The sequence below is a fragment of the Oceanimonas sp. CAM02 genome, from assembly GCF_032842915.1.
In the GTDB taxonomy this organism is placed as follows: domain Bacteria; phylum Pseudomonadota; class Gammaproteobacteria; order Enterobacterales; family Aeromonadaceae; genus Oceanimonas; species Oceanimonas smirnovii.
Window position 1 is genome coordinate 1 of the sequence record NZ_JAWJBK010000024.1, and the last position, 26,720, is coordinate 26,720.

The 26,720-nt window shown below is 58.7% G+C and carries 24 protein-coding genes and 4 tRNA genes; 17 read left to right on the forward strand and 11 right to left on the reverse strand.

From position 1 onward, the window contains the following. The 5 genes from R0I78_RS07350 to R0I78_RS07370 form a co-directional block, all read right to left on the reverse strand. On the reverse strand, positions 1-363 hold a 363-nt coding region (locus R0I78_RS07350), incomplete at its 3' end, for a GTP-binding protein (RefSeq protein WP_317074864.1). A gap of 98 nt (positions 364-461) precedes the next feature. Then, positions 462-537: transfer RNA gene (locus R0I78_RS07355), tRNA-Thr, on the reverse strand. A gap of 2 nt (positions 538-539) precedes the next feature. Beyond that, positions 540-614, reverse strand: a tRNA-Gly gene (locus R0I78_RS07360). 66 nt (positions 615-680) lie between these two features. Beyond that, a tRNA-Tyr gene (locus R0I78_RS07365) sits at positions 681-765 on the reverse strand. A gap of 10 nt (positions 766-775) precedes the next feature. Continuing rightward, a tRNA-Thr gene (locus R0I78_RS07370) sits at positions 776-851 on the reverse strand. Between the two features lie 244 nt (positions 852-1,095). Between R0I78_RS07370 and coaA the strand changes: the two genes are divergently transcribed. The 16 genes from coaA to R0I78_RS07450 all read left to right on the forward strand — a co-directional run bounded on the left by coaA (position 1,096) and on the right by R0I78_RS07450 (position 18,047). Beyond that, the gene (gene coaA, locus R0I78_RS07375) at positions 1,096-2,037 is read left to right on the forward strand and encodes a type I pantothenate kinase (RefSeq protein ID WP_317074865.1); all 942 of its coding nucleotides are present in this window, start codon (positions 1,096-1,098) and stop codon (positions 2,035-2,037) included. A gap of 85 nt (positions 2,038-2,122) precedes the next feature. After that, a complete protein-coding gene (locus R0I78_RS07380; protein ID WP_317074866.1) occupies positions 2,123-2,374 on the forward strand; it encodes a GlsB/YeaQ/YmgE family stress response membrane protein in 252 nt (83 codons plus the stop codon). Between the two features lie 77 nt (positions 2,375-2,451). Beyond that, the gene (locus R0I78_RS07385) at positions 2,452-2,853 is read left to right on the forward strand and encodes an NUDIX hydrolase (RefSeq protein WP_317074867.1); all 402 of its coding nucleotides are present in this window, start codon (positions 2,452-2,454) and stop codon (positions 2,851-2,853) included. Between the two features lie 312 nt (positions 2,854-3,165). After that, positions 3,166-4,482 (forward strand): NAD(P)/FAD-dependent oxidoreductase, encoded by a 1,317-nt coding sequence (locus tag R0I78_RS07390; RefSeq protein WP_317074868.1) that lies wholly within the window; start codon positions 3,166-3,168, stop codon positions 4,480-4,482. 76 nt (positions 4,483-4,558) lie between these two features. Further along, the gene (locus tag R0I78_RS07395) at positions 4,559-4,978 is read left to right on the forward strand and encodes a RidA family protein (RefSeq protein WP_317074869.1); all 420 of its coding nucleotides are present in this window, start codon (positions 4,559-4,561) and stop codon (positions 4,976-4,978) included. 10 nt (positions 4,979-4,988) lie between these two features. Next, positions 4,989-5,660 carry a DUF1028 domain-containing protein gene (locus R0I78_RS07400; RefSeq protein ID WP_317074870.1) on the forward strand — a complete coding sequence of 224 codons (672 nt, stop codon included), beginning with the start codon at positions 4,989-4,991 and terminating at the stop codon, positions 5,658-5,660. A gap of 74 nt (positions 5,661-5,734) precedes the next feature. After that, a complete protein-coding gene (gene dctP / locus R0I78_RS07405) occupies positions 5,735-6,763 on the forward strand; it encodes a TRAP transporter substrate-binding protein DctP (RefSeq protein ID WP_317074871.1) in 1,029 nt (342 codons plus the stop codon). A 56-nt stretch (positions 6,764-6,819) separates the two neighbouring features. After that, positions 6,820-7,377 carry a TRAP transporter small permease gene (locus tag R0I78_RS07410; protein WP_317074872.1) on the forward strand — a complete coding sequence of 186 codons (558 nt, stop codon included), beginning with the start codon at positions 6,820-6,822 and terminating at the stop codon, positions 7,375-7,377. 24 nt (positions 7,378-7,401) lie between these two features. Beyond that, complete coding sequence (locus tag R0I78_RS07415; RefSeq protein WP_317074873.1) at positions 7,402-8,682, forward strand: TRAP transporter large permease; 1,281 nt, start codon at positions 7,402-7,404, stop codon at positions 8,680-8,682. A 14-nt stretch (positions 8,683-8,696) separates the two neighbouring features. Then, complete coding sequence (locus tag R0I78_RS07420; RefSeq protein ID WP_317074874.1) at positions 8,697-9,182, forward strand: universal stress protein; 486 nt, start codon at positions 8,697-8,699, stop codon at positions 9,180-9,182. Positions 9,183-9,302: 120 nt separating this feature from the next. Further along, positions 9,303-10,472: an acetylornithine deacetylase gene (argE, locus tag R0I78_RS07425; protein WP_317074875.1), complete on the forward strand. Its 1,170-nt coding sequence runs from the start codon at positions 9,303-9,305 to the stop codon at positions 10,470-10,472. Positions 10,473-10,565: 93 nt separating this feature from the next. Beyond that, entirely contained in the window at positions 10,566-11,990 is a 1,425-nt protein-coding gene (locus tag R0I78_RS07430; RefSeq protein ID WP_317074876.1) for an APC family permease, read from the forward strand. 475 nt (positions 11,991-12,465) lie between these two features. Beyond that, the gene (locus tag R0I78_RS07435) at positions 12,466-13,860 is read left to right on the forward strand and encodes an aminotransferase (RefSeq protein WP_317074877.1); all 1,395 of its coding nucleotides are present in this window, start codon (positions 12,466-12,468) and stop codon (positions 13,858-13,860) included. 71 nt (positions 13,861-13,931) lie between these two features. Next, complete coding sequence (locus tag R0I78_RS07440) at positions 13,932-15,035, forward strand: class II histone deacetylase (protein WP_317074878.1); 1,104 nt, start codon at positions 13,932-13,934, stop codon at positions 15,033-15,035. Between the two features lie 258 nt (positions 15,036-15,293). Further along, positions 15,294-16,487: an MFS transporter gene (locus tag R0I78_RS07445; protein WP_317074879.1), complete on the forward strand. Its 1,194-nt coding sequence runs from the start codon at positions 15,294-15,296 to the stop codon at positions 16,485-16,487. Positions 16,488-16,613: 126 nt separating this feature from the next. Beyond that, positions 16,614-18,047: an aspartate ammonia-lyase gene (locus R0I78_RS07450; protein WP_317074880.1), complete on the forward strand. Its 1,434-nt coding sequence runs from the start codon at positions 16,614-16,616 to the stop codon at positions 18,045-18,047. 142 nt (positions 18,048-18,189) lie between these two features. On the opposite strand, the gene R0I78_RS07455 is transcribed toward R0I78_RS07450, so the two are convergent. The 4 genes from R0I78_RS07455 to metB all read right to left on the reverse strand — a co-directional run bounded on the left by R0I78_RS07455 (position 18,190) and on the right by metB (position 24,552). Next, positions 18,190-19,674 carry an aldehyde dehydrogenase gene (locus tag R0I78_RS07455; protein ID WP_317074881.1) on the reverse strand — a complete coding sequence of 495 codons (1,485 nt, stop codon included), beginning with the start codon at positions 19,672-19,674 and terminating at the stop codon, positions 18,190-18,192. Between the two features lie 139 nt (positions 19,675-19,813). Continuing rightward, complete coding sequence (locus R0I78_RS07460) at positions 19,814-20,758, reverse strand: LysR family transcriptional regulator (RefSeq protein ID WP_317074882.1); 945 nt, start codon at positions 20,756-20,758, stop codon at positions 19,814-19,816. A gap of 200 nt (positions 20,759-20,958) precedes the next feature. Continuing rightward, positions 20,959-23,391, reverse strand: a complete 2,433-nt coding sequence (metL, locus tag R0I78_RS07465; RefSeq protein WP_317074883.1) for a bifunctional aspartate kinase/homoserine dehydrogenase II — start codon at positions 23,389-23,391, stop codon at positions 20,959-20,961. Further along, positions 23,392-24,552, reverse strand: a complete 1,161-nt coding sequence (gene metB, locus R0I78_RS07470) for a cystathionine gamma-synthase (protein WP_019934480.1) — start codon at positions 24,550-24,552, stop codon at positions 23,392-23,394. 175 nt (positions 24,553-24,727) lie between these two features. Here metB and metJ point away from each other — a divergent pair, with 175 nt between their 5' ends. Continuing rightward, complete coding sequence (gene metJ, locus R0I78_RS07475) at positions 24,728-25,054, forward strand: met regulon transcriptional regulator MetJ (RefSeq protein ID WP_019934481.1); 327 nt, start codon at positions 24,728-24,730, stop codon at positions 25,052-25,054. 146 nt (positions 25,055-25,200) lie between these two features. Here metJ and cysQ read toward each other — a convergent pair whose 3' ends face one another. Together cysQ and nudE are read right to left on the reverse strand one after the other, a co-directional pair. After that, complete coding sequence (gene cysQ / locus R0I78_RS07480) at positions 25,201-26,013, reverse strand: 3'(2'),5'-bisphosphate nucleotidase CysQ (protein WP_317074884.1); 813 nt, start codon at positions 26,011-26,013, stop codon at positions 25,201-25,203. Positions 26,014-26,015: 2 nt separating this feature from the next. After that, the gene (gene nudE / locus R0I78_RS07485) at positions 26,016-26,573 is read right to left on the reverse strand and encodes an ADP compounds hydrolase NudE (RefSeq protein WP_019934483.1); all 558 of its coding nucleotides are present in this window, start codon (positions 26,571-26,573) and stop codon (positions 26,016-26,018) included. Positions 26,574-26,720 lie beyond the last annotated feature (147 nt).

The window sequence follows — 26,720 nt, forward strand, 5'->3', positions numbered from 1 at the left end:
CAGGATGTGCTCACGGGTTTGCGGCATGGGGCCGTCGGTAGCAGCTACTACCAGGATAGCGCCGTCCATCTGAGCAGCACCGGTGATCATGTTTTTCACGTAGTCAGCGTGACCGGGGCAGTCAACGTGAGCGTAGTGACGAGCTTCGGTGTCGTACTCAACGTGAGAAGCGGCGATGGTGATACCACGGGCCTTTTCTTCCGGTGCGTTATCGATCTGATCGTAACCACGGGCAGAGCCACCCATTTTTTTGGCCAGAACAGTAGTAATGGCAGCGGTCAGAGTGGTTTTACCGTGGTCAACGTGGCCGATGGTACCAACGTTAACGTGCGGTTTCGTACGTTCAAATTTTTCTTTAGACATGCTCGTCCCTCTAACTGGTTGGGTGGTGAGCTATACCACGCGAATCACAAGCAGGAAGTATATAACAAAAAAGGCCTGAGGGTGTTGTAGTAAAGAAGTGGTGCTGATACCCAGAATCGAACTGGGGACCTCACCCTTACCAAGGGTGCGCTCTACCATCTGAGCTATATCAGCACTGGAGCGGGCAGCGGGAATCGAACCCGCATCATCAGCTTGGAAGGCTGAGGTAATAGCCATTATACGATGCCCGCGGGGGTCTTTACTTGAACGACCTCAAACCGCTTTTTAATGCCCGTCTCGGGACGAACACTGGAACTTGGTGGAGGGAGCTGGATTCGAACCAGCGAAGGCGGAGCCGTCAGATTTACAGTCTGATCCCTTTGGCCACTCGGGAACCCCTCCAGATTTTAAATGGTGCCGGCAGAAGGAGTCGAACCCTCGACCTACTGATTACAAGTCAGTTGCTCTACCAACTGAGCTATGCCGGCACACGAGCGGGACGAACTATAGGGCATGGCCATGCCTGTATGCAATACCCTTTTGCAAAGTTTTTATAAGGGCCGGAACCGTTCGGGCAAAAAAACATCAGAAGCTGCGCTTTCACTGCCCATCTGTTATATCCGCGTTAATGAGAGCGGGTGCACATAACCATCACCAACGGACTCGTTGTTGCCTTGTTGTACCCGCTGGCTTTGGTGTATGGTCGAGCGGCGACTCACAGGATACCCCTTGATGAAGACAGACACCCATTCTCCTTATCTGACCTTTTCCCGCCAAACCTGGTCAGAACTGCGCGAGTCCGTGCAACAGCCCCTGAGCGAAGACGAACTGATGCGTCTGCGCAGCATGAATGATCGTATTTCGCTGGAAGAAGTGCGCGACATTTATCTGCCCCTGTCCCGCCTGCTCAATCTTTATGTCAAGGCCAAGCAGCGCCGCTGCAAAGTGCTGGATCAGTTTCTGGGCAATGAACCTCACCGCGTGCCTTATGTGATCAGCGTAGCCGGCTCGGTGGCCGTGGGTAAAAGTACCACATCCCGCATTTTGCAGGCCCTGCTGGAGCGCTGGCCCCAGCACCCGCGCGTTACTCTGGTCACCACAGACGGCTTTCTTTACCCCAATGCCGAGCTGGAACGACGGGGCCTGATGAAGAAAAAGGGCTTTCCTCAATCCTATGACATGCGCCGGCTGGTGCAGTTTGTATCCGATATTAAATCAGGCAAGCAAAATGTCTGTGCGCCGGTTTATTCTCACCTCAGCTACGACATTGTACCCGGTGAAAAAGTCGCGGTAGAGCAGGCCGACATTGTCATTATTGAAGGCTTGAACGTGCTGCAGAGCGGCATGGACTACCCTCACGATCCCCACCGCGTGTTTGTATCGGACTTTGTGGATTTTTCGGTTTATGTGGATGCCGACGAGCGACTGCTGAAAACCTGGTATGTGGAGCGCTTTCTCAAGCTGCGTTCCGGTGCCTTCGCCGATCCCGACTCCTACTTTCATCACTATGCCCGTCTCAGCGAAGAAGAAGCGGTGGCCACTGCCAGCCGCATCTGGCAGGAAATCAACTACAAGAACCTCAAGCAAAACATACTGCCCACCCGGGATCGGGCCGAGCTGATCCTGACCAAAGGGCATCAGCATCAGATAGAGCAGATACGGCTGAAAAAATAATGCAGGCACAAGACGAGTTGTCAGCGGCAAGATAGCAGTCTGAACTAGACTGTATACAGATGAAAAAGCAATCAGGAGGGTGCCTGTGGGTATTTTAAGCTGGATTATCTTCGGGCTGATCGCCGGTTTTCTGGCTAAGTGGATTATGCCGGGCCGGGATGGCGGTGGTTTTATTATGACCACACTGCTGGGTGTGGCCGGTGCCTTTGTGGGTGGCTGGATCGGTGTACAGCTGGGTTTTGGCAGTGTAACCGGCTTTAATCTAGGCAGCATTGTGACTGCCGTTATCGGTGCCTTGTTTCTGCTGTTTGTTTATCGGTTAATCAGCCGATCCTGATCCTTGTATATTAAATTCGCCGAAGCCGGTCTGGCTTTGGCACAATATCTTTTCACTTATCCAGCCAGGGAAAATTCATGAAGGCACCGAAAGTTGGCGTTATCGCCGTGGTCTGGCATCAGCAGCAAGTGCTGCTGGTGAAACGCAAACACGCTCCCCATGCCGGCCATTGGGGCTTTCCCGGCGGCAAGCTGGAATGGGGTGAAACCATGAGCGCAGGTGCTGCCCGTGAGCTGCAGGAAGAAACCGGCATAGTGGCAAGCATGGAGTCACCTTTTGCCTGTTACGACGTATTGGCCGAAGAAGCCGGAGAGCTGGCTCATCATTATGTGATGGTGGCAGTACGCGGCCACTACCAGAGCGGCACCCCCGTAGCCGACGACGACGCCGATGCCGTGGCCTGGTTCAGCCCCGAGGCCCTGCCTTTCCCGCTGTGCCCGGATCTGCAAGACATTATCGAACGCTCGCAGCGGGGCTGATCCCGCTCTTACTCGTCGTCGCTCCCACGCAGGCGGGAGCCTATTCCAACGGCAGCTCTCACGGCTTTAACGCTTCCACCCTGGCGCTCTACGCGCAAAGCACTCACCTTTTCAACATTCCCCTCACTCCCGTTATCCCGCATTTATCCCTTTAAAATCAGTGGTTTTTGTTAGCATCAGCTTTTCAAATGTAATTGTAATGTTAATAATATTTTACCGATGCTGTGTCGCTCCGTACTCTTGATGGCAACAAGAGGAAACAGGCCGCCACGACCGACCTGACACAAACCGTTATTCAAGAAGGACAGCGACATGACCGTGGAAAAAATCGAAACAGATACTCTCGTTGTAGGCGCCGGTCAGGCCGGCGTGGCCATGAGCGAACACCTCACCAAGCTGGGTGTGCCCCATCTGGTGCTGGAGCGCAACCGCATCGCCGAGCGCTGGCGTACCGAGCGCTGGGATTCCCTGGTCGCCAACGGCCCGGCCTGGCACGACCGCTTTCCCGGCCTGGAGTTCGATGACCTGGACCCGGACGCTTTCGCGCCCAAGGAGCGCATTGCCGCCTACTTTGAAGCCTATGCCGAGAAGTTCAACGCCCCCATTCGCACCGGAGTGGAAGTGAAAAAGGTGATTCGCAACCCCGATCGCCCGGGCTTCACCGTGGACACCTCCATCGGCGAAATTCAGGCCAACCGGGTGGTGGCCGCCACGGGTCCGTTCCAGCGCCCGGCCATTCCGCCGATTGCGCCCAAGGACGACAATCTGCACCAAATCCACTCATCCCAATACCACAACCCCGAGCAATTGCCCGAAGGTGGCGTACTGGTAGTGGGTGCCGGCTCTTCCGGTGTGCAGATCGCAGACGAGCTGCAGCGGGCCGGCAAGACCGTTTACCTGTCGGTAGGTCCTCACGACCGTCCGCCCCGCGCCTACCGCAACCGCGACTTCTGCTGGTGGCTGGGTGTGCTGGGCGAGTGGGACGCCGAAGCCATGAAGCCAGGTACCGAGCACGTCACCATTGCCGTCAGCGGCGCCCGTGGCGGCCACACCGTGGACTTCCGCAAGCTGGCCAGACAGGGCATCAAGCTGGTGGGTCGCACCGGTACCTTTGCCAACGGCAAGGTCACCTTTGAACAGGATCTGGCGGAAAACATTCGCAATGGCGACGCCAACTACCTGGCACTACTGGATGCGGCCGACGCCTACATTGCCCGCAACGACCTGGATCTGCCGGAAGAGCCGAACGCCCGTGACCTGCTGCCGGATCCCGAGTGCATGACCAAGCCGACTCTGGAGCTGGACATGGCCGAGGCCGGTATCAACTCCATCATCTGGGCCACCGGCTTCACCACGGATTACAGCTGGCTAGACGTGAACGCCTTTGACGACAAGGGCAAGCCCCAGCACAAGCGCGGCGTGTCCACCGAGCCGGGTGTGTACTTTGTGGGTCTGCCCTGGCTGTCCCGCCGTGGCTCCACCTTTATCTGGGGTGTGTGGCACGACGCCAAGCATATTGCCGATCACATCGCCACTCAGCGCAAATACGCCGCCTACAAGGACGCCGACCAGCGCGACGCCGACAAGATCAGCGACATTCGTGACGCCAAAAAAGAAAGCGTCGCCTGAAACTAAGCTATTAATCCGGGCCGGCACTGTGCCGGCCCCTGTTCGTTTATTCACTCAGCATTAACCGGAGCGCCCCATGGCCACTCATACTCGCATTCGCATGTTCAACACCAAGGAAACCTACCCCAACCAGACCCTGGACAACGATCTGTGCCAGGCCGTTCGCGCCGGCAACACAGTGTATGTGCGCGGCCAGGTGGGCACCGACTTTGAAGGCAACCTGGTGGGGCTGGGCGATCCCCGCGCCCAGGCCGAGCAGGCCATGAAGAACGTCAAGCAATTGCTGGAAGAAGCCGGCTCCGACATGAGCCACATCGTCAAAACCACCACCTTTATTACCGATCCCCGTTTTCGCGAGCCGGTATACCGGGAAGTGGGCAAGTGGCTGAAGGGCGTTTACCCCATCTCCACCGGCCTGGTGGTGGCCGGTCTGGCCCAGCCCGAATGGCTGATGGAAATCGACGTGATCGCCGTGATCCCGGAAGACCAGGAGTAAGGAGACCGACATGACCTTTTCCGTTGCCGGGGTATGCCCCGAAACCGGCATGATGGGCTGCGCCATCACCTCATCCAGCATTGCCGTGGCCAGCCGTTGTGCCTTTGTGCGCAACGGCGTGGGCGTGGCCCTGACCCAGAACGTCACCAACCCCGCGCTGGGGCCGCTGGCCCTCGACCTGCTACAGGAAGGCGTGGCCCCGGAAGAAGTGCTGCGCGCTCAGGCCGGTGCCGATGCCAACGTGGAGTGGCGTCAGCTGGGGGTACTCAATGCCAAAGGCGAAAGCGCCACCTTCAGCGGCGAGCAGTCTCTGGGTATTCACGCCATGGCCCAGGGCAAAAACTGCCTGGCCATGGGCAACCTGCTGGCCAATACAGACGTGCCTCAGGCCATGATCACCGCCTTTGAGCAAAGCACAGGTCATCTGGCCGAGCGCCTGCTGCAGGCACTGGAAGCGGGTCTGGCCGCCGGCGGCGAGCTGGGACCGGTGCGCTCTGCCGGCCTGCTGATGAGCGCCGAGCCGAGCTGGCCTGTGGTGGATCTGCGGGTCGACTGGCACGTTGCGCCCATTCATGACCTGCGCCTGCTGTGGCAGGAGTATGAGCCCCAGATGCAGGCCTACATTACCCGCGCCGCGGATCCGGCCAGTGCCGACTCCTTTGGTGTACCGGGAGACGAATAATCGTGAATTCCCGCGGGCACACCGACCAGTGCCCGCGGCTTGTGTTGATTCTGGCCAATATGGAGAAGTAACCAATGGAACTGTTCAAATCCCTTTCAACCGTCGCTACCGCCGCCTCGTTCGCCTGCCTCGCCACCGGCGTTCAGGCCGAAACCTGGAAGTACGCCATCGAGGTATCACAGGGTGACATTCAGGACATGTACGCCCAGGAATTCAAAAAGCGGATTGAAGCCAAGACCGACGGCGATGTTGAGGTCAAGATTTACTACGGCGGCACCCTCGGCACCTCGGCAGATGCCACCGAGCTGGTAGCCGACGGCGCCCTGCAGTTTGCCAACATTTCCCTTGGCCACCTCGGCACCTTTGTGCCCGAGATCCAGCTGTTTTCCATTCCCTTTATCCTGTCGGAAAACAACGAGGTCAACAAACAGCTGATGACCGACTCCAGCACCGTCTATCAGGGCATGGAGCAAAGCTTTTCCAGCACCGGCCTGCGCCTGATGAGCATCTACTCCGAAGGGGAAGACGCCTGGGCCGCCAACCGGGAAGTGCACGCACCGGCGGATCTCGACAACTTCAAGATGCGCATTCTGGTGTCACCGCTGCAGGTGGAAGCCTTCAAGGATCTGGGCGCCAGCCCCACTCCCCTGCCCTTTGGCGAAATCTACGGTGCTCTGCAGCTGAAGATGATCGACGGCGTGGGTCAGCCCATTTCCTCGGTATATCAAAGCAAGTTCTTTGAAGTCACCGACTACCTGATCTCCGCCCGTCACCAGCTTTTTACCAGCTCCATCATCACCGGTGACGACTGGTTCCAGGATCAGCCCGCCGAGCGTCAGCAACTGATCCGCGACACCATGACCGAAGTGACCCACTACATGATGGACGAGGTGCCGCGTCTGGAGCAGGAGTTCCTTGCGCGCATTCTCAAGGAAAAGCCGGAAATGACCTACATCAGCCTGAACGAAAGCGAGCGTAATGCCTTTCGGGCCCGGGCCGAGCAGACCCGCAAGAAGTTTGTCGACATGACCGACGGCAAGGGTCAGCAAATCCTCACGGATTTTCTGGCGGAACGCGCCGAGCTGGAACAGCGACTGAACTGATCCTTCCCTCACCGCCGCCATTCAGCACAATGGCGGCTCTATTCGAGGATGATGCCATGGTGCACTTGCTTGAACGTGGCCTGATCCGGCTCGACCGTGGCCTGCAGGGGCTGGAAATTACCTGCCTGGCCGGTGGCGTGCTGCTGATGGCGCTGAACACCATCATTAACGTCTTTGGCCGCTACCTGTTCAGCCAGAGTCTGTACTTTTCCGAAGAGCTGAACCAGATCCTGATGGTGGTGATCACCTTTATGGGCCTGGGCTATGTCACTCGCCAGGGCCGCCATATTCGCATGTCGGCCTTTTACGACATGCTCAGCAACCGCCACAAAAAATGGCTGATGCTGGTGATCACCCTGAGCACCGCCGCCACCCTCTATCTGCTCAGTTATTACGCCTGGCTCTATGTGGCCAAAATGGCCAGCCGGGGCATGCTCACCGCCGCCCTGCAAATTCCCCTGTACTGGACCCTGCTGGTGGTACCCCTGGGGCTCTTTATCGGCGGCCTGCAATACAGCCTGGCCTTTATCCGCAACCTGCAAAGCCGTGATGTGTTTCTGTCGTTTCACGCGCTGGACATCTACGACGACTCGCACCCGGAACAATCGCTCTGATCGTTATCAGAGAAGGAGATCTCCATGACCACGGTAATGCTGAGCACCATGCTGGTGTTGTTGCTGCTGGGTTTTCCCATGCTGATGCCGCTACTGATCGCCACCCTGGCGGCGTTTTTTCTCTACTTTGACATGCTCAACCCCACCATTATCATTCAGCAGATGGTGGGCGGGGTAAAACCCACGGCGCTGACCGCCGTGCCCATGTTTATTCTGGCTGCCGACATCATTACCCGGGGGCACTCGTCCGATCGTCTGCTCGATCTGGTGATGCGCTTTGTCGGTCACTTCAGAGGCGGGCTGGCGGTCACAGTGGCCACCACCTGCACCCTGTTCGGTGCCGTGTCGGGCTCCACCCAGGCCACAGTCGTGGCGGTGGGCGGCCCCATGCGCCCGCGCATGCTCAAGGCCGGCTACAGCGATCACTTCACCATGGCGCTGGCCATTAACGCCTCCGACATCGCCTTTCTGATCCCCCCCAGCATCGGCATGATCATCTATGGCGTGCTCACCGGCACTTCCATTTCGGAGCTGTTTATCGCCGGCATCGGTCCGGGCCTGCTGATTTTGCTGATGTTTTCCGCCTATGCGGTCTACTACGCCTGGCGCCACAAGATTCCGGTGGAACCCAGGGCTAGCTGGGCCGAGCGCTGGCAGGCCATTCGCCGGGCCATCTGGCCCACCGGCTTTCCCATCATTATTGTGGGTGGCATTTATGGCGGCGTGTTCAGCCCCAGCGAAGCCGCCGCCGTGTGCGTGCTCTATGCCATGCTGCTGGAAATGGTGATCTTCCGCTCCATTCAGTGGAAAGATATCGGCGCCATTGCCCTGTCCACCGGCCTGGTCACCGCCGTGGTGTTTATTCTGATCGGCGCCGGCACCGCCTTTTCCTGGGCACTGTCCTATGCGGAAGTGCCGCAAACCATTATTGAGGGGCTGCACCTGGAGCAGGCCAGTCCGATGACGGTACTGGTGTGCATTGCCATCGCCTTCTTTGTGGGCTGCATGTTTGTCGATCCCATCGTGGTCATGCTGATCCTGATCCCCATTTTTCTGCCGCTGATCCGCTCCTCCGGGCTGGATCCGGTACTGGTGGGCACCATGATCACCCTGCAGGTGGCCATCGGCTCCGCCACGCCCCCCTTTGGCTGCGACATCTTCACCGCCATCGCCATTTTCCGCCGGCCCTATATGGACGTGATCCGCGGCACGCCGCCCTTTATCGTCATGCTGCTGATCACCGCTGTGCTGCTGGCGCTGTTTCCGCAGATCGCCCTGTTCCTGCGCGATCTGCTGGCCACCTGACAAGGAGTATCACCATGAAAGCGTTACAACCTGCGTTCAGACATCTGCTGGTGGCCCTCGACGACTCGCCGGACGCCGAGGCCGCCCTCGACATGGCCGCCAGCCTGGCCAAAAGCCATGACTGCCGGCTGACCCTGATCAGCGTGTACCGGCACTTTTCCTATACCAACAGCCGCTACACCCAGATCCGGGTTGGTCCCATTGAGGATGCCAGCCCGGTGGAGCTGAGCCTGAAGTCCCTCGCCGAAGAAGTGCTGGAACGGGGCCGAAACCGGCTAGCCCGGCAGGGACTGCAGGCCGAAGGACTACTGCGCCGGGGCTCGCCGGCGACGGTGATCATGGAGCAGGCCGAGCAACTGGGGGTGGATGCCATCGTGATTGGCAGCCGCCCCAAGGGCGACATGCAGGGCCGGCTGCTGGGCAGTATTGCCGACAAGATCAGCGCCCAGGCGCACTGCAGCTGTCTGCGGGTACGCCGGCCGGCCATGGCCCCTGAATAAATTTTGTCTATCCAAGGCAAAGTTTAATAATACTTTCCACATACAAAAGCATTACATACCATTTACATCCAGAACCCGGACCGCGCTCGGTTGAGCGGTCGCAACCCAATCGGAGACGTCATGGCCAGCGCCCTTACCCTCGATATTCTGCAACAGCTTATCGGTTTCGATACCACCAGCGCCCACTCCAACCTGGCGCTGATGGACTACATACAGCGCTATCTCAAGGAGCAGGGCGTCGACAGCTATCTGGTGCACGACGAGGCCGGCAACAAGGCCAACCTTTACGCCACCCTGGGCCCGGCCGCCAAGCCCGGCGTCATGCTCTCCGGCCATACCGACACTGTGCCGGTAACCGGCCAGCAGTGGACTCTGCCTTCACACCAGCTAACCCTGGCCAATGAGCGCGCCTATGGCCGTGGCACCGCCGACATGAAGGGCTTTCTGGCGGTGGTGCTGGCGGCGGTACCGGTGCTGGCCAGGGCCGAGCTGCATACTCCGGTGCACCTGGCGTTTTCCTACGACGAGGAAATCGGCTGCGTGGGCGTGCGCCGGCTGATTGAGAATCTGGCCGAGCTGCCCATCAAGCCGGCCCTGTGCATTATTGGCGAGCCTACCGAAATGAAGGTGGTCACTGCTCACAAGGGCAAGCTGGCCGCCCGGGTGCGGGTAACCGGCAAGGAATATCACTCCGGCATGGCTCCCTATGGCGTCAATGCGGTCAACTATGCCGCCCGCCTGGTGTGCTGGCTGGAGCAACTGGCAGCGCAAAAGCGCGAGCAGGGTCCGTTTGAAGACGGTTATGACATTCCCTATACCACGGTACATACCGGCACCATTCACGGCGGCACCGCCCTCAACATAGTGCCCAACCACTGCGAGTTTCTGTTTGAGATCCGCAACGTGGCCGGTGAAGACCCCCGTGCCCTGCTGGCCCGTTTTGGCGACTACGCCGAGACCCTGGTGGCCGAAATGCGCAACACCGCTCCCGAGTGCGCCATCGACATCGCCATCACCACCGAATATCCCGGTCTCAGCACCGCCAGCGATGCCGAGGTGGTGGCCTTTGTGCAGCGCCTGGCCCAAACCGACGGCTGCCACACCATTGGCTTTGGCACCGAGGGCGGCCTGTTCAGCACGGTACTGGGCGTGCCCACCGTAGTATGCGGTCCGGGCAGCATGGCCCAGGGTCACAAGCCCGACGAATTTATCGAGATCAGCCAGCTTGAGCTGGGCGAGCGCTTTATGGCCCGCCTGCTGGAGCAACTGAGCCTTCCCCACGGGGAATAAGCCCCCAACCCGGCCGGCGCCGTTCACACCCGTTGCGCGCAGGGATGCGTGAGCAAAGCCCGGCCAGATCGCACATTCAGGAGTAAAGGAATTATGTCCGAAAATGTCACCATGACCGTCGCCCCCGGCGCGGTCGCAAATCATCAAAAAACCGGCTTTGGCCGAACTCTGGGCCTGGGTTCGTTACTGGCCGTGGCCGTGGGCCTGGTGGTATCCCAGGGTGTGATGGTACTGATGCTGCAGGGCGCCGGCATTGCCGGCCTCGGCTTTATCATTCCCCTGGCCATTGGTTACATACTGGCACTGACCTATGTGGCGTCCTTTTCCGAACTGTCGCTGATGATCCCCCGCGCCGGCAGCCTGAGCAGTTATACCGAGGTGTCCATTGGTCACTTTCCGGCGATTCTGGCGGTGTTCTCCGGCTATATCGTCGTGGCCATGTTTGCCCTGTCGGCGGAGCTGCTGCTGCTCGACTTTATTATCGACAAGATCTACCCGGGGGTGTTTCCGCCCATGAGCATCGGCATTGGCCTGCTGGGCGTGTTTACCGTACTCAACCTGATGGGCATTGACCTGTTCGCCAAACTGCAGTCGGCGCTGGCCTTTATCATGGTGCTGGTGCTGCTGGCCCTGGGCCTGTCCGCCCTGGGTGGCGTGGCCAACCCGCACACCGCCGGCATTGATCTGACCAGCGACTGGAACCCACTGGGTACCGGTGTATTTGCCCTGGTGGCGCTGGCCATCTGGGGCTTTGTGGGCGCCGAGTTTGTGTGCCCGCTGGTGGAAGAGTCCAAACAGCCGGAGCGTAACATTCCCCGCTCCATGAGCCTGGGGGTGACAGTAATCTTTGTGACCATCGCCATCTACTGCCTGGGTGCGCTGTTTTACATTCCGGCAGACAAGCTGGCCGGCTCGGCCCTGCCTCACTACGACTTCGCCCAGGCGGTGTTTGGGGAGACCGGTCTGACCTTCCTGGCCATTGCCGCCATTACCGCCACCTGCAGCACGGTGAATACCTCGCTGGCGGCCATTCCGCGCATGCTCTACGGCATGGCGCAAAACGGCCAGGCGTTTCCCCAGTTCAAGACACTGAGCCGTACCACCAAAACCCCCTGGGTGGCAGTACTGTTTGTGGCCGCCATTACCGGCCTGCCCATGCTGATCATGGGCGATGACCCGGATGCCATCGGCCTGCTGCTGATCTCCGCCGCCATCGCCTGGCTGCTGGCCTACATCATTACTCATGTCAACGTCATGGTACTGCGTCGCCGCTACCCGGACCTGAAGCGTCCCTACAAGACGCCCTTTTATCCGCTGCCCCAGATTGTCGGTATTGCCGGCATGATCTACGCCGTGTACTACGCCTCTCCCGCCCCCGAGCTGAGTGGCCAGATCTTCGGCGCCGCCGGTGTGGTGCTGGGCATTGTCTCGGTGATCGGCGTGTTCTGGGTCAAGCTGGTGATGAAAAAGAAACTGTTTGAGCCCGAGCCCATTGAGAAAGTGCTGAACGCCAAATAACCCCTGCTGATACCTGCAACGGCGGCCTCTGTGGCCGCCGTTTTTATTTTGACCACATGCTTACAACCATACCCTCACCCTGTACACAAACTCCTGTTTTTACCTCTTTCAGCCCTGCCCGATGACCCTTAACAGGGGCCAGCTCACATTTTTACGATTACCCCGAATTTTCAACCACGTAACAAACCAGGACAACCTGAAACTTTTTTGTGATCAATCGCTCAAAATATAACGGACTCAAAAAATCACAAATCATTATTAATCATATACTTACAAAAAAATTCATCGAAATCCGAGCTCTGAATTAAGTTTATTAATCCAAGGGAGGCAAAAAAGATATTTTAACAATAGCGCAATAACTCTTAACATCGGTTCCATAAGTTTTTCATCACGGTTCAGCCTGAACCACGACTTCCAAGGGAAGTCCCAGGATGCCGGTAACGGCAACAAGGCACGTTCAAAGGAGCTATTGAAAATGTCCAAACCTACCAACCCCAGCATGCAGCAAGTGTGGCAACAGGACCGGGATCACTACATTCACCCCTGGACCGACTTCTCCACTTTCAAGGAAACCGGCTCCATGGTACTGGCCGACAGCGACAACGTGCACGTGGTCGATGGTGACGGCAACCGTTACCTGGACGGCATCGGCGGACTCTGGTGTGTGAACATCGGCTACGGCAACGAAGAAATGGCCGAGGCCATTGCCGAGCAGGTGCGCAAGATCCCCTACTATTCCTGCTTTGGTCACCACACCACAGTGCCTGCCGCTCAGCTGGCCGCCAAACTGGCCGAGCTGGCCCCGGGCAACCTGAACCATGTGTTTTACGGTTGCGGCGGCTCCGTGGCCAACGACACCGCGGTGCGCATGATCCACTTCTACTTCAACCAGCTCGGCAAGAAGAGCAAGAAGCAGATCATCTCCCGCATCGACGGCTACCACGGCAGCACCTATATGGCCATGTCGATCACCGGGGTGAAGTTTGACCATATTGGTTTCGACATTGAGGAAAAACTGGTTCACCACATTTCCTGCCCCAATCCCTACCGTCGTCCGGCCGGTCTGAGCGTGGAAGAATTCTGCGACCAGAAGGTACAGGAGCTGGAAGACAAGATCCTGGAGCTGGGCCCGGACAACGTGGCCGCCTTCTTTGCCGAGCCGATCATGGGTGCCGGCGGCGTTATCGTTCCGCCCGAGGGCTACCACAAGCGTACTCTGGACGTGTGCCGCAAGTACGGCGTGCTTTATGTGTCCGACGAAGTGGTGACCGCCTTTGGTCGACTGGGCCACATGTTTGCCTCCGGTGATGAGTTCGACTTTGTGCCGGACATCATCACCTGCGCCAAGGGCCTGACCTCCGGTTACCTGCCCCTGGGTGCCACCATCATCTCCGACGACATCTACGAGGTGATAAGCCAACCCCAGGCAGACGGTGCCATCTTCACTCACGGTTTCACCTACTCCGGTCACCCGGTCAGCTGTGCCGCCGGCCTGAAGAACATCGAAATCATGGAACGCCTTCGCCTGTGTGACCATGTTCGCGACATGGGTGCCTACTTTGAGAATCAGCTCAAGACCCTGCTCGACCTGCCCATCGTGGGTGACGTGCGCGGCCGCAAGTTCATGATGTGTATCGAGAACGTGGCCAACAAGGAAACCAAGGAGCTGATCGCCCCCGAGGCCAAGGTAGGCAACCGTATTGCTGACCACTGTCAGCAGCGCGGTCTTATTGTTCGTCCACTGGCGCACATGAACGTACTGTCGCCGCCCCTGACCCTGACCAAGGAGCACATCGACTTCCTGGTTGCCACCCTGCGCGAAAGCATCGAGGCCACCATCAGCGATCTGCGCCAGGACGGCTTCCTGTAAGCCCGAAGCCAGTATGTAACACACACGGGTTGCCAGTCGGCAACCCGTTCTCAACCTCACGGAGCGAAGCCATGTTGAGAAGAACCGGACTGGTCTCCAATGAAAAGTACTTCTGGTACGACAGCCTGAATCAGGCCTTTCCCCCCTTTTATATCGAGCCGGGTGCCAACCCCGATCGCCCGGACATCAAGAAGCGGTTTTATAACCTGCTGTCGGCCTTGGGTGTGCTGGACCAGCTCACCGCCATCAAACCCCGCCCCGCCACGGCGCAGGAAATTCTGCGAGTGCATTCTTCCGACTACCTTGAAACCCTGACCCGCCAGAGCAGTACGCCGGTGGGTGTGGCCGGCCCGGGTGCGGTGTTTGCCGAAAACAGCTTTGATATTGCCCTGCTGTCTTCCGGCGGCGTCATGGCCGCGGTCGACAGCGTGATGAAGGGCGAGGTGGATAACGCCTATGCCCTGGTGCGTCCGCCCGGCCACCATGCCGAAACCGACCGCGGCGCCGGCTTTTGCGTACTCAACAACGCCTCGCTCGCCGCCCGTCACGCCCAGAGCTACCCCGGCATTGAGCGGGTAGCCATCGTCGACTGGGACGTACACCACGGCAATGGCGCCCAGCAAATCTTCTGGCAGGACAGCAGCGTATTGTCACTGTCCATTCACCAGGACTATTACTTTCTCGAAGAAAACACCGGCACACTGGACTACCGGGGTGAAGGCGACGGCCAGGGTTACAACCTCAATGTGCCGCTGCCCCCGGGCTCCGGCAACGCCGTATACAAGGAGGTGATCAACCGCGTGGTGGTACCGGCGCTGGAAGCCTTCAAGCCCGACTTTATTATCGTGGCCTGTGGTCTGGATGCGGGCTGTTACGATCCCCTGGGCCGCATGGCCGTCACGCCCAGTGGCTTCCGCGCCATGAGTGAAGCCGTGGTCAAGGCCGCCGAGCGGCTTTGTGACGGTCGCCTGGTGATGTGCCAGGAAGGCGGCTACGACCTGGCCTCCACTCCCTATATGGGGCTGGGTGTACTGGAAGGCCTGTCCGGCGCCGAATTCATGACCGAAAACCCCTTTGAGGTCTTTGGCAGCACTTTGGGTTACACCAATTCGGTGCTGCCCCACCAGGAAGAAGTGATTCAACAGGCTCGCGAGCAGGCCCTGGAAATCAAATAAACCATGCAGCGGGCCGGTCACCGGCTCGCTATTGAAGGCATGAGTTATCGGTGCAGCACGCGGCTCCCGATAACTGATTAATTCAACAGTAAAAACATCAAATACCACCGGGCAACCCGGGCACTGGATTTAAAAACTTCTGTTAACCGGGCCATGTATACCCGCATGGCCCTGCGGGCCAACTCGTGCTCAAAAACGGCGGCTGAGTCATTTAATGATTTCAAATGCCGGTATTTGTTACTTAAGGAGAAGTTGAAAATGATAAAAGGAAATTATCTGAATAAATCCATTCTGGCACCGTTTTCCGCCATTTACGGTGTGGGCTTGGCTCCGCTGCTGATATTGCCCTTTATTTTTACCTCGGTAATGGGCGAGTTCGGCGTGGGTGAGTCCGCCGCCGGCAGCCTGATCACCTATTACATCGCCACCATGTGCATCGCCTCACTGGCGGTGGCTCCCATTATCGGCAAGGCACCCCGCCGTACCCTGACTTTGGTGGCCACCCTGATTGCCATTGCCGGCAGCCTTGGGGTAATGGCGGCCGACAGCTACGACCAGGCCGTGGCCGCCTTTGTGTTTGCCGGCATCGGCAGCGGCATTGCCCTGTCCTGCGGTAACGCCGTGGTGGCCGGTTATAAAAAACCGGACGAAAGCATTCACAAAATCGTGCTGATCGGCACCATTCTGATGGTGGTGCTGCTCAACCTGGTACCCTCCGCCATCGGTTACTGGTCACTGGCCGGCGCCATGGCCGTGCTGGCGGTGGTGCACGTGCTGCTGCTCCCCTTTATTCTGATGCTGCCCCAGCATCCCGACCCCGCCAGGCAGCAGGAAAACGAAGCCCGGTCTACCCTCTCGGTACTGCTCAAGCCGGTGTCCCTGGCCATTCTCGCCATGGTGGGTTTCTACTTTATTCGTGACACCATGGTGTGGGTCTTCGCCGAACACATTGGCACCAGCCGCATCGGCATGAGCCCCGACTCTCTGGGCTTTCTGTTTGGCATTCATGGCACCACTTCCTTGCTGGGCCCGGTGATCCTGCTGTGGGCCGGCAAATATCTGGGCCGGGGCACCCTGCTGGTACTGGGGATTGTCGCCAGCGGCGTGATCACCCATATGGTCACTCAGACCGACAGTTATCCGGTTTACACCGCCATAGTGGTGCTCTGGTCCACCGCCCACTTCTTTACCTACAGCTGCATGATGGCCCTGGCCAGCGTGGCCGACACCAAGGGACGCATTGCCGCCGCCGCCGGCTCCGCCGTGATGGCCGGTACCGCCGTGGCCCCGGCACTGGCGGGCTATGCCTTTGACCTGGGCGGCTATGGTACTCTGGGCTATTTCGTCGCCGCCGCCGTGCTGCTGACCTTGGTCTCCGGCCTCTATGCCCTTTACGCCCTGCGCCGGGCCGAGGCCGGACAACCGGCTGCGGCCATGATGCAGGCTGACTGAAGAGAGGTCGCCAGCCGCTTTGCTTGCTTGTAACATGGCCGGCATGAATCCGCCCTTGAGCGTTTCGTGCCGGCCTTCATTCTTATCGTGCTGAATGCCGATGAATTACATAAACCGAGGTAAAAAATGAGTTCAGAAACCACAGTGGTACAAGAGAAAAACACCGAAGGAATTCGCATTGAAAAGGATTCTCTGGGCGAGCAACGGGTACCGGCCCAGGCCTGGTATGGTGCCCAGACCCAGCGCGCCAAGCAGAACTTTGATATTACCGGCGTTCCCATCAGCCACTTTCCCGAACTAATCCGCGCTCTGGCCATGGTTAAGGCCGCCGCCGCCCGCGCCAACCACCGCCTGGGCCTGCTCACCGATGAAAAAGCCGATGCCATTCAGCACGCCTGTGCCCAGTTGCTGCGGGGCGAGCACCACGAAGCATTTATTGTTGACCTGATTCAGGGCGGTGCCGGTACTTCCACCAATATGAACGCCAACGAGGTGATTGCCAATCTGGGTCTGGCCAGACTGGGTTTTGCCAAAAGCGAATATCAGCATCTGCACCCCAATAACGACGTTAACCGCTCCCAGTCCACCAACGATGTTTACCCTACCGCATCCCGCCTTGCCATAGTTGAAGCCGCTCAGGGCCTGAAGCTGGCGGTAAAAGAGCTGCAGCACAGCCTGGCCGCCAAGGGCGCAGAGTTTGCCGATGTGCTCAAGATGGGCCGCACTCAGATGCAGGACGCCGTGCCCATGACCCTGGGTCAGGAGTTCGACGCCTTTGCCTATAACCTGGGGGAAGAAGAAGCCCGCATCAATGCCGCCTGCGCTTTGCTGTGCGAAGTGAACCTGGGCGGCACTGCCATCGGCACCGGCATTAATGCTCCCGCCGGTTATGGCGAAATTGCCGTGACCGAGCTGGCCGACATCAGCGGCCTGCCGGTGTCTCAGGCGGGTAATCTGATTGAAGCCAGCTATGATATGGGGGCTTTTGTTACCTTTTCCAGCACCCTCAAGCGGCTGGCGGTAAAGCTGTCCAAACTCAGCAATGACTTGCGCCTGCTGTCCAGCGGCCCGCGCACCGGCTTTAATGAAATCGATCTGCCCGCCATGCAGCCCGGCTCTTCCATTATGCCCGGCAAGGTCAACCCTGTGATCCCCGAGGCCATGACCCAGACCGCCTTTCAGGTAATGGGTACCGACACCACCATCACCCTGGCCGCCGAGGCCGGTCAGCTGCAGCTCAATGCCATGGAGCCGCTGATCATCTATAACCTGCTGAATAACTGCCGTATTCTGAGCAAGTCCATTCGCATGCTGGACCGGCTGTGCATTCGTGGCATTGCCGCCAACCGTGAGCAGTGTGACCGCCACGTGCAACAGAGTATCGGCATCGTCACCGCTCTGGTGCCTCATATCGGTTATGACAATGCCAGCCGCATTGCCGGCAAGGCGCTGCTGACCGGTAAAGGCGTGGCCGAACTGGTGCAAGAAGAGCAGCTGCTGAGCAACGATCAGTTGGCCGAGATCCTGTCACCGCAAAATATGGTGCGTCAGCAGGCTTAACTCCTGACTGCCTCCTTAACAAGATGCCGGGCTTGCCCGGCATTTTTGTATCTGGTTGGCGGGCACAAAAAAACCGCCACCGGCAGGCCGGGGCGGAAACAACAAGTAGTACTGCCGTGACGGAATTAAAAAAACGGAAGGGTTACTTCAGTTTCACCCAGGAGGTCTTGAGCTGAGTGAACTTGTCGAGGGCGTGCAGGGACAGGTCCCGGCCAAAGCCCGACTGCTTGTAGCCGCCAAAAGGCGTGCTGAAATCCAGGGCATCCATGGTGTTGACCGAAACGGTGCCCGCCCGCAGTTTGCGCGCCACCCGATGGGCCCGGCTCAGATCATTGGTCCATACCGAGGCGGCCAGACCATAGATGGAATCGTTGGCAATGCTCACCGCCTGCTCTTCACTGTCAAAGCCGATCAACGCCACCACGGGGCCGAACACTTCATCTCGGGCAATGGTCATATCGGGAGTGACCTCATCGAACACGGTGGGCTCCATGCGAGTGGTGCCGGACTCGCCTTCACCACCGGCCAGCAGGCGGGCGCCTTCGGCCTGAGCCTGACGCACGCAGGCGCGTACCCGCTCGGCGTGATTAACGTCTATCAGCGCGCCCACCTGCGTATCCGGCTCCAGTGGATCACCGACTTTCAGAGATTTGGCCTTGGCCAGAAACTTGTTGACAAACTGTGCCTTGATACTGTTATCGATCAGAATACGGGAGTTGGCCGAGCAGACCTCGCCCTGATTGAAGAAGATACCGTTGATGGCATTGTCGACCGCATCGTCGAGATCGCAATCGGCAAAGATCAGGTTGGGACTCTTGCCACCGGTTTCCGGCCACACCTGCTTCATGTTGGACTCGGCCGCATAGCCCATGAACAGCTTGCCGACCCGGGTAGAGCCGGTGAAGGCCAGGCAGTCCACATCCTGATGCAGACCCAGCGCCTTGCCCACCACCTGACCGTCGCCGGTGACCACATTGAGCACGCCATCGGGCAGGCCGGCCTCTTTGGCCAGCTCGGCCAGACGCAGGACGGTCAGCGGCGACTGCTCGGCAGGCTTGAGGATCACCGAGTTACCGCTGATCAGGGCCGGTGCCAGCTTCCAGGCGGCAATATCGAGCGGGAAGTTCCAGGGCACCACGGCCGCCACCACACCGAGCGCCTCTCGGGTAATGGTGGCAATGTTGTTGCCGTCGGTGGGGGCCACCTCGCCGTAGAGCTTGTCGGCCGCTTCGGCGTACCACTCAAAGCAGGCCGCCGAGCCGGGAATATCGATATTGAGCGAGTCCTGAATGGGCTTGCCCACGTTCAGGGTTTCCAGCAGCGCCAGCTCCTCGGTGTTGTCCAGGATCAACTGGGCCAGCTTTTTGATCACGGCCTTGCGCTCCCGGGGGGACGCCTCGGACCAGACACCGGATTCAAAAGCGCTGCGCGCGGCCGCCACGGCGGCGTCCACTTCAGCCTGACCACAGGCGGCAATGGCCGCAACGGTCTCGCCGGTGGCGGGATTGACGATGTCGTAGGTCTCGCCGTCGGCGGCGGCAACGAATGCGCCGTTGATGAAGGCCTGCGTTCTCAGCTCGGTATTTGCGAGCTTGTCCAGCCAGTATGACTTTTGCTGTGCTGCCATGATGATTCCACCTCTCCCTGTTCTCAAAAACTCAGTGGGCGCCGTTGCGCCCGGAACACTCAGCCTAAAAAACCGCCCTGAATATGTAAAATATATTTATCATTTCGTTTTCATAAATTTTACCTATTCAATAACCGGCTTATTTCAGGCTGCGGTAAAAACGGCTGTCGGTAAACACGGTGTCGGACAGCTGCTTGGCTTCCTTGGTCAGCTCCTCGATAAAGGCTTCCGCCGCCGGAGTAAGCCGGAACTGGGCCAGCCGGGCCACCCCCATACGCAGCGGCCGCAGCTCACCGGTTACCGGCACATGGGTCAGGCCTCGGCCGTCCAGTGCCTGAGTGTTGATCAGCGGCACGTTAAACAGCGAATAGCCAAAACCGTTGGCCACCAGGCCACGCACCATGTCCATGGACTTGGCCTGAAAGGCAAAGTTCGGCTCCACTCCCTGACTGAGAAACAACGAGAAAAAGTATTCCCGGCTCATGGGCCAGTCGAGTACCACCATGGGATGCTCCGCCAGCTCCTGCAGCGACACCTCATCGCGGTCTGCCAGCGGGTGATCCTGAGACATGACCGCGTAGGGGGGAAATTCCATCAGCGGCTCAAATTCGATATGGGACGGTATCTGCAGATCGTAGGTCAGCGCCAGCTCGTAGCGGCCTTCGTGCAGTCCCTGGATCACGTCCTGCTGGGATTTTTCGTCACACTGCACATTGACCGCCGGATACATGTCGTTAAAGCGACGAATAAGCCCGGGCACCAGAATGGGAGTAAAGGTGGGAAAGCCCACAATGCGCAGCGAGCCGGCCACGTCCTGCCCCAGGGTGGTGGCGTAATGGGCCAGACCATCTGCCTGGCCCAGCAACTGCTTGGCCTTGACGATAAACTGCCGCCCCGAGGGGGTCAGCGACAGCCCCTGAGCATGGTGGCGCACAAACAGCTGCAGCCCGGTGACTTCTTCCAGGTGCAGAATGGCCGAGGAAATGGAGGGCTGGGAAACGTGCAGCTCCTGGGCCGCCCGGGTGACACTGCTGAATTCACCAGCCACCACGAAGTAGCGCAATTGCTTGAGGGTAAAACGCATGATGTTTGCTTCCTGCACAAGGGCGGACACGCCCTTCGTTCATCAAAATATTATTGGTTCAAAATAACATCTCGATAGAAAAAACAAATGCAGTTGTATATAAACTGGGAGATAAATCGTAAAAAAGTTGTATCTGTCTGTTGAGCGGACTGGTTTGACACCCTCCCCTGGCAAGGGGAGGGTTGGGGTGGGGTTGATGGTTACAGCGCTGCCAGCAATTGCCACAAATCCGCCTGCACGGCGGCGGCGGTGACTTCCCGGCCCGCTCCCGGGCCCTGAATGACCATGGGGTTCTGGCGGTAGTGGCGGGTTTCAATGGCGAACACATTGTCGCCGGGGCGCAGGGGCACAAAGGGATGGTTGGCGGGCACAACTTCCAGCCCCACACAGGCTTCATGGGTGTCGGCGTTAAAACGGGCCACATGGCGCAGCACACCGCCCTGATGCTGGGCCTCTGCCAGCCGCTCGGCCAGTGCCTCATCAAGCTGATGCAGGGCATCGAGCGCGCTTTCCTTGCTCAGTGCCGCCAGTTCCTCGGGCACCAGACTGGCCACCTTCACCTGCTCCGGATCCAGATCAAAGCCCGCTTCTCGGGCCAGAATAACCAGCTTGCGCTTCACATCCTGACCATTGAGGTCGTCTCTGGGATCCGGCTCGGTCAGGCCCTGTTGCCAGGCCTGCAGCAGCAGCTCGGAAAACGGCTGACTGCCGTCAAAATGCTGAAACAACCAGCTTAAGGTGCCGGAAAACACGCCGCTGATGGCACGAATCTGCTCGCCCGACTGGCGCAGCTGATGCAGGCTGCTTTGCACCGGCAGGCCGGCACCTACAGTGGCGTTGCTGAGAAACTTGACCCTGTGCTCGGTCAGCGCCTGTTTAAGGGTGGCATAAAAGCCCGAGTCGGCAGCGCCGGCCTGCTTATTGGCCGCAATCAGGTGAATGCGTTGCTGCACCATGGCCGGATAATACTGCACCAGACTCTCTGATGCGGTGCAGTCCAGTGCCACCATGGTATCAAAGCCGTGCTCTTCCAGATCTTCCAGCCAGTCGGGCCATACCAGCGTCTGGGGCTGAAAGTTATTCAGCGCTGTGTCTGCTTCCACACCCTGGCTGGCCAGCATGGCCCCTTTGGTATCAAACACGCCGTATAGGGTCAGGCGCAGGTTCAGCTCCTGCTCCAGCCGTGCCTTCTGCTCTTTGTAAAGCCGCAGCCAGGCCTTGCCGATATTGCCCCGGCCAAACAACAGCACTCCCACCCGGCGGGGCCGGCTGAACAGACTCTGGTGCAACCGCAGCAACAGAGGATCCAGGGCGGTTTTGCGCACCACACCCACCAGACTCAGGCCATTTTTAGCCGGCTGAATAAACTCCAGCGGTTGTTCGTTCAGGGCATGATAAAATTGCAGGCACTGCTCGGCCTGGCTGGTCACATTTTTGCCTACCAGCGCCACCAGCGAAAAGCCTTCACGCTGCTGCAGCCCTTCAAAGCCACCCGCCGGCTGATGATCCCGCAACACCAGAAAGGCCTGCTCCGCCTGCTCACGGGTATAGGCAATCTGCCACAGTTTACGGTCGGGCCGGCGCTTGCAGGCCAGCGGTGCCAGACCACGCTTGCCCAGCCAGTCAGTGAGGGCATCCACCCGCTCCTGATAACGGTCGGAAATGGTCATTTCCACCAGCACGGTATCGTCCACTGCGGTCACAATGCGCGCACCCTGTTCCCGGCGCGGGCGGCGCTCGATGCGGGTGTGGCCGTCATCAGGGTGATAACTGCAGCGCAGCATCAGTTGCTGGCGGCTGGCCGCCACCGGACCGAGGGTGCGGCTGTGCAGCACAGGCGAGCCCAACCGGGCCAGCTCGGCAGCTTCTGCCAGCGCCAGCCGCTTAAGCAGATGAGCTTCGGGAATCCGTCGCGGATCGGCACTGAACACACCGGGCACATCACTCCAGATAGTGGTATGAGAGCTGTCGGCCAGCGCGCCCAGCAGAGTGGCGCTGAAGTCGGAGCCATTGCGCCCCAGCAACCGGGTGCGGCCCTCTTTATCGGCGGCAATAAAGCCCGTCACCACCTGCATTTGCTGCGGGTGCTCGGCCAGAATGTGTTCCAGCAGGCGGCGGGACTCGTCTTCTTCCACCTGCACCGGCGTACCCGATACCCGCAGAAAACGCCGGGCATCCAGACTGTGTGCAGTTACTCCCTGCTGCTGCAGCACTGTGGCCAGCAGGCGGGATGACCAGACCTCACCAAAGGCCTGAATATAGCCGCGCTGATAGTCATCCAGCCGGTCATGCTCAAGCACATAAGCAATGCTGACAATGTCTTCGCCAAGAGCCGCCAGCAAAGGGGCCGCCGCCTCGGCAGGCAGCGTGCTTGCTATCAGATGGCGCTGAAAGGCATGCAGGCCGGCCAGGGCTTCGGGCGCGGCGGTATCACCGCTGGCAAACAGATTGAGCAGCTCAATCAGCCGGTTGGTGGTTTTACCCGGTGCCGAGACCACTATCAGGGCGTCAGGCTGCTGCAGCTGATGAATAATGCCGGCTACCCGGTGAAAACAGGCGGCATCGGCCAGGCTGCTGCCGCCAAACTTGTGTACCGGTCGGTGTGCGCCGGGCTCGGGCTCAAGAATAGTCATTTACTTGCTGAGTACCTTAAATGCGTTTTCCAGATCCTTGATCAGATCGCTGCTATCCTCAATACCCACCGACACCCGCAGCAGCTGCTGGCTGATGCCCGCCTCAATCAGAGCTTCCGGGGTCATGGCAGCGTGGGTCATGGTGGCAGGATGGTTGATCAGGCTTTCTACGCCGCCCAGCGACTCGGCCAGGGAGAACAGCTGCAGCTCATGCAGGAATGCCTTCATGCCGGCTTCGTCTGCATCCAGCTCAAAACTGAGCATGGCACCAAAGCCTTTTTGCTGGCGGGCGGCGGCTTCATGGCCCGGATTGCCCGGCAGGCTGGGATGATACACCGCCTTCACTTTTGGCTGGCTTTGCAGAAATGCCACCAGCGCCTCGGCGTTCTCGCAGTGCTGACGCATACGCACTCCAAGGGTACGCAGGCCGCGCAGGGTCAGGTAGTTATCAAACGCTGAACCGGTCAGCCCCAGGCAGTTGGCCCACCAGCGCAGCTCTTCTGCCAGGCCGGCGTCGGCAGCCACCACGGCACCGCCAATGGCATCAGAGTGGCCATTAATGTATTTGGTGGTGGAGTGCAGCACCAGATCGGCACCCAGCTTGAGCGGCTGCTGCAACGCCGGTGACAAAAAGGTGTTGTCTACCACTGTGAGGGCACCCACTTCTTTGGCGGCGGCACACAGCGCCTGAATATCCACCACCCGCAGCAAGGGGTTGGAAGGTGTTTCAATCCACAGCATACGAGGCTTGCGCGCCATCACTTCAGCCATGGCGGCGGCATCGGTCTGATCCACATAGGCCAGTTCAAACAGTCCCTTGGCGGCCAGAGAGTTGAACAACCGCTGACTGCCGCCGTAGCTGTCGTGGGGCACCACCAGCAGATCTCCGGGTTTAAGCTGTGAGGTAACAATCAGATTAATGGCCCCCAGACCGCTGGCAGTCACGGCAGCACCGCCCCCTTCCTCCAGATGGGTCAGGGCGTCGATCAGGGTCTGGCGGGTGGGGTTACCGGAGCGGGCATAATCAAACTGACGCTTTTCATTAAAATCGGAAAAGGTGAAGGTGCTGGTCAGATAAATGGGCGGCACTACGGCGCCATGCTGCGTGTCGCTCTCAAGGCCGGTACGAACGGCGTGAGTCTGAGTCTTGTAATTTGGCATGTCCTTCTCCTTTGCACACGGCAGCCTGAAACACAATTCTGAGGAAGGCACAGTAACTCGAACAAAATAAGCCGTCAAGCCACCTAGACATCTATAAGGCTTTGCTGTTGGATTGCCAACACAAAATGCAGGGGTTACAATTCGCCGGAAAATCATTTCCGAACGCAGGTGCATAATGAAAACTGAATGGAACGGCGACTACATCAGCCCTTACGCCGAGCACGGCAAGAAAAGCGAGCAGGTCAAGAAAATCACCGTCTCCATCCCGCTGAAGGTGCTGAAAGTGCTGACCGATGAGCGTACCCGCCGCCAGGTCAACAACCTGCGTCATGCCACCAACAGCGAGCTGCTGTGTGAGGCCTTTCTGCATGCCTACACCGGCCAGCCCCTGCCTCAGGACGACGACCTGCGTAAAGATGTACCCGATCAGATCCCTGCTCAGGCACGGGAAATCATGACCGCCCTGGGTCTGGAAATTGAAGACTTCGGGCAGGACGACTAAGACACAGCCATAAGCGGTAAGCTGTCAGCAGCCAAGAGCAGTCTGAAGTCCCCGAGCTGTGCCTGCCTATTCACAGTCATTTGCAGGCACAGCTCAGGGTTCACTAACACCACCACTTACAGCTGACAGCTTATGGCTGACAGCTTTCAGTTCGCTTCAGGCTTTAATATCTCCTGCCAGGGCAGGCTTTCATCTCCGAGGGTAATAAAGTTCGGGTTAATCATGCTGTCGCGCTGGTTATAACTGAGCTTTTCCAGCCCCAGGTCCAGAATACGGCCGCCGGCTTCTTCCACTATGCATTGCGTAGCCCCTGTGTCCCACTCACCGGTGGGGCCGATGCGCATATACAAATCGGCTTTTCCTTCCGCCACCAGACAGGATTTGAGCGAACTGGAGCCCAGTGGCACCAGCCGGTAATCCAGCTTATCGGTCAGGCGGGAGCGCACCCACTCCACATTTTGCCGCCGGCTGATGGTAATACAAAGGCTGTTCACCTGTGTCCGGTAGTGGCGGGCATGAATCTGGCGTATTTCGCCGCCGGCTTCTTTAAAGGCACCCTGCCCCCGTACCGCGTAATACATCACATCATGCACAGGCCCGTACACCACCCCCAGTACCGGCCTGCCGTGCTCAACCAGAGCGATCATGGTAGAAAAATCACCACTGCCGGCAATAAACTCCTGTGTGCCGTCCAGCGGATCCACCAGCCAGTAACGGGGCCAGGCATTGCGCTCTGCCAGCGGAATATCTCCGCCCTCTTCCGACAGCACCGGAATATCCGCCAGCTCCCGCAGGGCACGGTTCAGATAATCATGAGCCGCCAGATCGGCACTAGTTACCGGACTGTCGTCGTCTTTATTTTCAGCGATGTAACGGCCACTGTTATACATAGACAGAATTAATCTGCCGGATTCTCGGGCTGCCGCCTTTACACCCGGTAGCAGGGCACAGGTATCCATGCTTATTCCTCTTTGTTAAGCCAGTCCTGTAACAAAAACAGACCACAGATGCTGCGGGCTTCCGAAAAGTCAGGCCGGGCCATCAGCTCACCCAGCCGTTCCAGAGGCCAGGGAACGACTTCCAGCGGCTCCGGCTCATCACCTTCACGCTGCTCGGGATACAAGTCCCGGGCCAGCACAATATCCATACGGCTGCCAAAATAGCCGGGGGCAAGACTTACCTGCTTGAGTGGTATCAGGGTGCGGGCACCGTAGCCCACTTCTTCCATCAGCTCCCGGTTGCCGGCTTCCAGAGCCGTTTCTCCGGGGTCGATCAGCCCTTTGGGAAAACCCAGTTCATAACTGTGCGTCCCGGCAGAGTACTCCCGAATCAGTAAAATGGTGTTGTCATCCAGCATGGGCACCAGCATAACGGCACCGCGTCCGCCGCCGCGCATTCTTTCATAAATGCGCTCAACGCCGTTACTGAAACGAAGGTGCACAGATTCAACCCGAAAAAGGCGGCTTTCTGCCACCAGCTCGGTATGCAAAATGGTTGGCTTCTGTTTGTCGTCGGTCATGGCCGGTCCCGTTTAAAATCGCCCTTGTATGAGGTTATCGCAACTGACCGCCAACGTCTGCCGCAGATTGATCACAAAATGTGAATTGGTCCTGTCTTGTATGCCAAAGGGGGTCATCTGATATAATTACATATTCGATTTTGACCG

Excerpts from the sequence above, each read along its gene's own strand:
- R0I78_RS07390 (WP_317074868.1), top strand. The coding sequence starts at position 3,166 with ATGACCGTGGAAAAAATCGAAACAGATACTCTCGTTGTAGGCGCCGGT.
- R0I78_RS07420 (WP_317074874.1), top strand. The coding sequence starts at position 8,697 with ATGAAAGCGTTACAACCTGCGTTCAGACATCTGCTGGTGGCCCTCGAC.
- R0I78_RS07435 (WP_317074877.1), top strand. The coding sequence starts at position 12,466 with ATGTCCAAACCTACCAACCCCAGCATGCAGCAAGTGTGGCAACAGGAC.
- cysQ (WP_317074884.1), bottom strand. The coding sequence starts at position 26,013 with ATGGATACCTGTGCCCTGCTACCGGGTGTAAAGGCGGCAGCCCGAGAA.
- R0I78_RS07400 (WP_317074870.1), top strand. The coding sequence starts at position 4,989 with ATGACCTTTTCCGTTGCCGGGGTATGCCCCGAAACCGGCATGATGGGC.
- R0I78_RS07455 (WP_317074881.1), bottom strand. The coding sequence starts at position 19,674 with ATGGCAGCACAGCAAAAGTCATACTGGCTGGACAAGCTCGCAAATACC.
- nudE (WP_019934483.1), bottom strand. The coding sequence starts at position 26,573 with ATGACCGACGACAAACAGAAGCCAACCATTTTGCATACCGAGCTGGTG.
- metL (WP_317074883.1), bottom strand. The coding sequence starts at position 23,391 with ATGACTATTCTTGAGCCCGAGCCCGGCGCACACCGACCGGTACACAAG.
- argE (WP_317074875.1), top strand. The coding sequence starts at position 9,303 with ATGGCCAGCGCCCTTACCCTCGATATTCTGCAACAGCTTATCGGTTTC.
- R0I78_RS07415 (WP_317074873.1), top strand. The coding sequence starts at position 7,402 with ATGACCACGGTAATGCTGAGCACCATGCTGGTGTTGTTGCTGCTGGGT.
- R0I78_RS07395 (WP_317074869.1), top strand. The coding sequence starts at position 4,559 with ATGGCCACTCATACTCGCATTCGCATGTTCAACACCAAGGAAACCTAC.
- R0I78_RS07440 (WP_317074878.1), top strand. The coding sequence starts at position 13,932 with ATGTTGAGAAGAACCGGACTGGTCTCCAATGAAAAGTACTTCTGGTAC.
- R0I78_RS07460 (WP_317074882.1), bottom strand. The coding sequence starts at position 20,758 with ATGCGTTTTACCCTCAAGCAATTGCGCTACTTCGTGGTGGCTGGTGAA.
- R0I78_RS07445 (WP_317074879.1), top strand. The coding sequence starts at position 15,294 with ATGATAAAAGGAAATTATCTGAATAAATCCATTCTGGCACCGTTTTCC.
- R0I78_RS07450 (WP_317074880.1), top strand. The coding sequence starts at position 16,614 with ATGAGTTCAGAAACCACAGTGGTACAAGAGAAAAACACCGAAGGAATT.
- metJ (WP_019934481.1), top strand. The coding sequence starts at position 24,728 with ATGAAAACTGAATGGAACGGCGACTACATCAGCCCTTACGCCGAGCAC.
- dctP (WP_317074871.1), top strand. The coding sequence starts at position 5,735 with ATGGAACTGTTCAAATCCCTTTCAACCGTCGCTACCGCCGCCTCGTTC.
- R0I78_RS07385 (WP_317074867.1), top strand. The coding sequence starts at position 2,452 with ATGAAGGCACCGAAAGTTGGCGTTATCGCCGTGGTCTGGCATCAGCAG.
- coaA (WP_317074865.1), top strand. The coding sequence starts at position 1,096 with ATGAAGACAGACACCCATTCTCCTTATCTGACCTTTTCCCGCCAAACC.
- metB (WP_019934480.1), bottom strand. The coding sequence starts at position 24,552 with ATGCCAAATTACAAGACTCAGACTCACGCCGTTCGTACCGGCCTTGAG.
- R0I78_RS07430 (WP_317074876.1), top strand. The coding sequence starts at position 10,566 with ATGTCCGAAAATGTCACCATGACCGTCGCCCCCGGCGCGGTCGCAAAT.
- R0I78_RS07410 (WP_317074872.1), top strand. The coding sequence starts at position 6,820 with ATGGTGCACTTGCTTGAACGTGGCCTGATCCGGCTCGACCGTGGCCTG.